Source organism: Halomonas sp. (assembly GCF_031581305.1).
Classification (GTDB): domain Bacteria; phylum Pseudomonadota; class Gammaproteobacteria; order Pseudomonadales; family Halomonadaceae; genus Halomonas.
The window spans coordinates 3,139-10,015 of the sequence record NZ_JAVLBC010000092.1; the positions used below are offsets into that span (position 1 = coordinate 3,139).

The following is a 6,877-nucleotide window of genomic DNA, read 5'->3' on the forward strand; positions in this document are numbered from 1 at the left end:
AATGCCACCGAGTCCGCCTGGCAGACCCGGCTGGAGGAGGTGGGCGAGCGCATCCGCCGGCTGGGGGCCATCAACCTGGCGGCCATCGAGGAGTACGACCAGCAGGCCGAGCGGCGCGACTACCTGGAAGCCCAGCATGTCGAATTGAGCGAGGCGCTGGAGACCCTGGACCGGGCCATTCGGCGCATCGACCAGGAAACCCGGACGCGATTTCGCGACACCTTCGAGCGAGTCAATGCCGGCCTTCAGGCTCTTTTCCCGCGGGTATTCGGCGGGGGAACCGCGTGGTTGACCCTGACCGGCGAGGATTTGCTGGAAACCGGGGTGGCCATCATGGCGCGTCCCCCCGGCAAGAAGAACAGCACCATTCACTTGCTCTCCGGTGGGGAAAAGGCCCTCACCGCGCTGTCGATGGTATTTGCCATCTTCCAGCTCAATCCGGCGCCCTTCTGTATGCTCGACGAAGTGGATGCCCCGCTGGATGATGCCAATGTGGGACGCTACGCCAAGCTGGTGAAGGAGATGTCCGAGACCGTCCAGTTTATCTACATCACCCACAACAAGATCGCCATGGAGGCATCGGAACGCTTGATGGGGGTGACCATGCAGGAGCCCGGGGTGTCACGCCTGGTGTCGGTCGGCGTCGAGGAAGCCGCGGCCCTTGCCGAGGCCTGACGGGCTTGAACGTGAACGGCAAACGGGTTAACAAGGAAGACAATGAATACTGCATTGCACGGAAGCACGGGGAACCTGAAGGGCGATTGCAAAGGGCCCGGTCGGGTTGCGGCAGGAAAATGCCGAGCTTGACAAATAAAAAAAGTGGCCCTTTTTTTGGCAATCGCGCTATGCTGTTGACGGACAACCATCAGGCATGGCGCCTTAGCAAAAGGCATGACGACCCATGGAACTAAGAGAGTGGCTGATCATACTAGGGCTGGCGCTGGTGACCCTCATCGTCATCGATGGTGTGCGTCGCCTGCAGCGTCAGCGTCGTGTTCCACGTCTCGACGAGGTCTCATCGGACCCTGACGAGCGTGGCCCCGCGGGGAACGACGAGGACCCTGAAGCTGCGGCCCGCGCGGCCGAAATCAACTGGGAGCTGCCCAACGGAGGGGCGCGGGTCGTCAGGCCGGCGGAAGACCGAGGGGTACAACCCAAGCCCAAGCTGCAGCGCCAGGAGCATCCCGGCCCCTCGCGGGTGCTGTCGGAGTTTCGGCGTCATGCCCAGGCAAACGGCGCCGAGCCGGCTGTCGACCGTCAACCGGCCGAGAGCGACGAGCGTGAGCCGGGTATCAACCGCCCCGCTGCGATCCGCCCGGTGAGCCGTGGCCCGGAGGGCGGGGGGCATCGCGACACCGCATCCGAGCGCCCCGGCCATGCGCCTGGGCTTCGAGATTCGGCGGTGGAGCCGGGCCTGAACAATACGCATACCGAGACCGATGAGCGGCGCGAGCCCGGGCTTGCGAGCCTGGAAGACGAGAGGTCAACGGACACCGCTGCTGCATCTCAGGGCACCCCGGTCCTGGCGGCCGATCCTGAGGATCATGACGCCTATCCCGACGAGGAGCACTACCGTCTGGTGGATCTCGAGGGCATGGGCGACTCCCTCAAGAGCGGCTCCAAGCGGGTCGGTTCCTCCATGCAGCGCTTCGGGGCCTCCCTGCAGAAGAGTCTCGCCGAGCGGCGTGATCACAAGCGCAGCGAGAAGGTTCGCCGTGAGCAGGACCGTGCCGAGAAGGCTGCTCGCGAGGCGGCGCGTCGCCAGCAGGCCGAGGACGAGAAGGCCGTCCGGGAGGCCGAGCGGCGTCGCCTTGAGGCTGAGGCAGTTGCCTCCGCCGATGACGACGACCCGCTCTTCACCCCATCCCGCCACTCTCAGCAGGCACCTGAGGAGTCGCCGGTCGAGGCCGCAATGGACGACATGGCCCCGCGTGACGACGTGGTGCGGACCCACCCCGTGCTGGAGAGGGCCCTGCGCCATGACGTCAACGCCGAGCATGCCCGCGAGACGCTGAGCCAGGCCGACGAGATCATCGTCATCAGCGTGATGTCGCGGGACGAGGAGGGCTTTTCCGGTACGGCCCTGCTCGACCTGATGCTGGCCTGCGGACTTCGCTACGGACGCGACATGGGCATCTTCCATCGCTTCGAGACCGAGGATCCCGAGAGCCGCCTGCAGTTCTCCATGGTCAACGTGGTCAAGCCGGGAACCTTCCCCATCGAGGCCATGGACGACTTCCGGACCCAGGGCATCACCCTGCTGATGCCGTTGCCGGGCGCCAGCGATACCGCAGCTGCCTTCGAGGCGATGGTCGAGACTGCCATGGTCATCGTCCGTCACCTCGGCGGCGAGCTGAAGGACGAGAACCATAGCGTGATGACCGCCCAGACCGTGGAGTTCGCCCGCCAGCGGGTCCAGGAGTTCGAGCGGCGCAATCGGCTCAACCGCTATCAGGTGAATTAGCTGTAAGCTTTACGCTGTAAGCCGTGAGAGGAACAACCCCATGAATCCATGGGGTTGTTCTGTTATCAGGGATACGAAATGATGCCTGGCTTCGAGCTTCGAGCTTCGAGCTTCGAGCTTCGAGCTTCGAGCTTCGAGCTTCGAGCTTTCACGCAATGATCAGACCAGGGACGCCATGACCCAAGCCGACCCGCAGATCCTCGACGAGGTGGCGCGCCTGCGTGCCGAGCTCGACGATGCCAACTACCGCTACTATGTCCTCGACGAGCCCCGGCTCACCGACGCCGACTATGATCGCCGCCTGCGCCGCCTGCAGGAACTCGAGGACGCCTATCCCGATCTGGTGACTCCCGACTCGCCGACCCAGCGGGTGGGGGCCGCGCCCGATGCCGGCTTCCCCGAGGTCGAGCATGCGGTGCCCATGCTCTCCCTGGACAACGCCTTCAGCGAGGAGGAGATCAAGGCCTTCGTCAGGCGCGTCGCCGACCGCCTGGAGGCCCATGGCGAGCCGCTGGCCTTCTGCTGCGAGCCCAAGCTCGACGGGGCCGCCGTGTCGCTGGTCTTCGAGCAGGGCATGCTGGTCAGCGGCGCCACCCGCGGCGACGGCCGCACCGGCGAGGGCATCACCTCCAACCTGCGCACCCTGCGCTCCATCCCGCTGAAGCTGCGCGGCGACGCCCTGCCCGAGCTGCTGGAGGTGCGCGGCGAGGTGATCATGAGCCACCAGGGCTTCGAGACACTGAACGAACGGGCCCGGGAGTCGGACGGCAAGGTGTTCGCCAACCCCCGCAACGCCGCCGCGGGAAGCCTGCGTCAGCTCGACCCGCGAGTTACAGATAAGCGTCCCCTGGAGTTCAGTGCCTACCAGGTGGCGCGCATCGAGCCGGAGCCGGGCGACGTCAGCCATAGCCAGCTGATGGCGAGGCTCGGCGACTACGGCTTTCGCACCAGTCAGGAGTTGGCGGTGGTCGAGGGGGCCGAGGGGGTCATCGACTACTGCCGACGGCTCGGCGAGAAGCGCGACGGCCTCGGCTACGACATCGACGGGGTGGTGATCAAGGTCGACGACCTGCGCCTGCAGCGCGAGCTCGGCTTCGTGGCGCGCGCCCCGCGCTGGGCCATCGCCTTCAAGTTTCCCGCCCAGGAGGAGACCACCCGGCTCAATGACGTGGAATTCCAGGTGGGCCGCACCGGGGCGATTACCCCGGTGGCCCGGCTCGAGCCGGTCTCGGTGGCAGGGGTCACCGTCTCCAACGCCACCCTCCACAATGCCGACGAGATCGCCCGGCTCGGCGTGATGATCGGCGATACCGTGGCGATTCGCCGGGCCGGCGACGTCATTCCCCAGGTGGTCCGGGTGCTGGAGGAGCGCCGTCCGGCCGATGCGCGGGCGATCGTCTTCCCCGAGCACTGCCCGGCCTGTGGCTCGGACATCGAGCACCTGGAAGGCGAGGTGGTGGCGCGCTGCTCCGGGGGGCTCTATTGTCCCGCCCAGCGCAAGGAGGCCCTCAAGCACTTCGCCTCGCGCCGGGCGCTGGACATCGACGGCCTGGGCGAGAAGCTGATCGATCAACTGGTCGAGCGTGACTGGGTCACCACCCCGGCGGACCTCTTCCGGCTCGAGGCCGAGCGCCTCGTCGAGCTGCCGCGCATGGGCAGGAAGTCCTCCGAGAACCTGGTGGCATCCCTGGAGAAGGCGAAGCAGACGACGCTTGCGCGCTTCGTCTACGCCCTCGGCATCCGCGAGGTGGGTGAGGCCACGGCCGCCAACCTGGCGCGCCACTTCGGCACCCTGAAGGCGCTGATGGCGGCCGACAGCGAGGCGCTGGAGACCGTGGAGGACGTGGGCCCCGTCGTCGCCGCCCACGTGCATACCTTCTTTCGCCAGCCCCACAACCGCGAGACCATCGACGACCTGCTCGCTTGCGGGTTGAGCTGGGACGAGGAGGAGGTCGGCGAGCGCCCCCAGCCGCTGGCCGGCCAGAGCTGGGTGCTCACCGGTACCCTGGAGAGCATGACCCGCGACGAGGGCAAGGCGCGACTCCAGGCCCTGGGGGCCAAGGTGACCGGCAGCGTCTCCCGCAAGACCGCCTGCGTGGTGGCCGGCGAGGCCGCCGGCAGCAAGTTGGAGAAGGCCGAGCAGATGGGGGTCGAGGTCATCGACGAGGCCGCCTTTCTCGCCCGCCTGGAGGGCTGGGAGAGCGGTGAAGCACGGACGGAACAGGAGGAGGCATGATGCGCGGCGATCGCTTTATCGAGGTGCCCTACCGCATGCTGCCGGGCGAGACCCTGGATGCCCTGCTGGAGGCCTTCGTCACCCGCCAGGGCTACGATACCACCGACACCACTGATGGCATGCGCGGCTGGGTCGCCGAGCTCAAGGCCCAGCTCGAGCGCGGCGAGCTGCTGATCGCCCATGACCTCAGGACCGAGAGCACCGAGGTGATGACCCTGGCCCAGTGGCGCGCCTTCGGCCGCGACCTGGCCGATGACGAGGAAGAGGGGTAGGGCTGGGGCTGGACTAGGGGATTACTGAAAACCAATGCGGTGACAAGCCGTTATGAACGTAGGCCGGATAAGCCGAAGGCGCATCCGGCGGGGAATTGGCAATGTCATTACGCTTGGTGCGATGGCGCTTACCAGGCCTACAAGGCTGTGATTCGGCGGCAGCCAACATTTCATCGCTCGCGACGTAAATCAGCGCTTCTCTATTTCCCTCTTATCAGGTCGCGGATCAGCCGCCGCCCCGGGTGAAGGTGATCCACCAGCGGCTGCTCCAGGGGCAGCGGCTCGTCGCAGATCCTCGAGGCGAGCAGTTCGGCACAGAGCGGCGCACTGGCCAGGCCCCGGGAGCCATGGGCGGTGCTGATCCATAGCCCCGCGTGGTGGTGACCCGATATGCCGGGGATGCGTGTGGCGTCCTTGGCCAGGTCCGCGTAATCGCTCTGCCAGCTATCGGCGTCGGGCACCGGGCCGGCGTAGGGGGACTTGTCGGGACTGGCGGCGCGAATCGCGGCGCGACCGTCCAGGTCACGCGGGTCGAGTCGGGCACCTGCCTTGCGCAGGGCGGTCACGAAGGCGGGCAGGGTGGCGTCGAGCTCCGCCAGGTTGGCCGCATGGTCAGTGTCGCGAATCCTGGTATCCATGTCGCCTGGCGTGAAGGTGGCGCCGAAGGTGAGTACGCCATCCAGCGCCGGCGACACATAGCCGCCGGCACAGACCACCCGGTCGAGCTCGGGCGTGCCCCGGGGCAGGGCGAGTCGACTGACCTGGCCGCGCACCGGCTGCAGCGGCAACTGCGCCGTCTGCGCGAAGCGGTTGGCCATCGATGCGGTGGCGACCACCACCTGGTCGGCTGTGAGGCGCTCGCCGTCGGCCAGCGCCAACGACCAGCCGTCCTCCTCCCGTGTCATGTCCACCACTTCCGCTTGTCGAAAACTCACCCCCGACGTGGCGGCGAGCCGGGTGCAGAGGGCGGCCGGTTGCACCCAGCCCGCCTGGGGGTACTCGAGCCCATCGTGGTCGATCGGCGTGCCGGCCAACCGGGAGGCCTCGTCTGCCGTCACCCCTCGCACGACGCTTTCCGGCAGGGGGTGGTGGGCCAGGAATCGCGCCTGGCGGGCCCGCTCCTTCGCGTTCGTGGCCAGCTGCAGCACGCCGCAGGGCCGCCAGAGCTCGCGCTGCGGGTCGAGGACCTCGAGCCAGCGCCGGCTGTGCAATAGGCCGGCAAGATAGGCGCGACTCTGGTGATTGGTGTCGGCGGCGAGCTTGACGTAGAGCGCCCCCTGGGCGTTGCCGGACCCGCCGCTGCCGGGCCCCTCGCGGTCGACCAGGGTGACCGCTACGCCGCGCCGTGCCAGGGCGGCGGCAGTGCTGGCGCCGGCGATACCGGCGCCGATCACCGCGACGTGGCGGGCGCGGCACGGGGCCGGGGGCGAGAACCAGGGTGTGCGCTCGCGGCGGCAATCCTCCGTGGGTTCGGCGATCTCGCCGGCCAGCATCTCGCGCTTGCGCCCGAAGCCTGGCCTCTTGCGCCAGCGGAAGCCGGCGGCGGCGAGGCCACGCTTGACCACCCCGGCACAGGTGAAGGTGGCCAGGGTCGCCCCGGGGCGTGAGCGGGCGGCCATCGCCTCGAACAGCTCGGCCCGCCACATCTCGGGATTCTTCGCGGGGGCGAAGCCATCGAGGAACCAGGCGTCCACCCGGCCATCGAGCAGCGCCAGACGCTCGGCGGTATCGCCGAGGTGCAGGTCCAGGGTGACCCGATCATCGAGCCACAGGCGGTGCACGCCGGCCACTGCCTCGGGCCACTGGGCGACCAGGCGTGCGGCCCGCTCGGCCAGGTCCGGCCAGGTGGACAGCGCCCGGGCCAGGTCGTCGGCGTCGAGCGTCGCGCCGGTGGTGGTGCGTGGC

4 protein-coding genes and 1 pseudogene are annotated in these 6,877 nt (G+C 68.1%); 4 read left to right on the forward strand and 1 reads right to left on the reverse strand.

All coding sequences use genetic code 11. From position 1 onward, the window contains the following. The 4 genes and pseudogenes from RI841_RS09260 to RI841_RS09275 all read left to right on the forward strand — a co-directional run. Positions 1-675: pseudogene (locus RI841_RS09260) on the forward strand (chromosome segregation protein SMC); the annotation flags it as partial. Between the two features lie 226 nt (positions 676-901). After that, on the forward strand, positions 902-2,464 hold the full coding sequence (zipA, locus tag RI841_RS09265) for a cell division protein ZipA (protein WP_310705313.1): 1,563 nt from the start codon (positions 902-904) through the stop codon (positions 2,462-2,464). 175 nt (positions 2,465-2,639) lie between these two features. Further along, the gene (gene ligA, locus RI841_RS09270) at positions 2,640-4,700 is read left to right on the forward strand and encodes an NAD-dependent DNA ligase LigA (RefSeq protein ID WP_310705314.1); all 2,061 of its coding nucleotides are present in this window, start codon (positions 2,640-2,642) and stop codon (positions 4,698-4,700) included. Continuing rightward, positions 4,700-4,972, forward strand: a complete 273-nt coding sequence (locus RI841_RS09275) for a YheU family protein (protein WP_310705319.1) — start codon at positions 4,700-4,702, stop codon at positions 4,970-4,972. The genes ligA and RI841_RS09275 overlap by 1 nt, the downstream gene beginning before the upstream one ends. 200 nt (positions 4,973-5,172) lie before the next feature. On the opposite strand, the gene mnmC is transcribed toward RI841_RS09275, so the two are convergent. Next, a partial coding sequence (gene mnmC, locus RI841_RS09280) for a bifunctional tRNA (5-methylaminomethyl-2-thiouridine)(34)-methyltransferase MnmD/FAD-dependent 5-carboxymethylaminomethyl-2-thiouridine(34) oxidoreductase MnmC (protein WP_310705315.1) occupies positions 5,173-6,877 on the reverse strand: 1,705 nt, incomplete at its 5' end.

Bases quoted from the DNA above. Each gene is read 5' to 3' on its own strand.
- RI841_RS09275 (WP_310705319.1), top strand. From the start codon at position 4,700: ATGCGCGGCGATCGCTTTATCGAGGTGCCCTACCGCATGCTGCCGGGC.
- zipA (WP_310705313.1), top strand. From the start codon at position 902: ATGGAACTAAGAGAGTGGCTGATCATACTAGGGCTGGCGCTGGTGACC.
- ligA (WP_310705314.1), top strand. From the start codon at position 2,640: ATGACCCAAGCCGACCCGCAGATCCTCGACGAGGTGGCGCGCCTGCGT.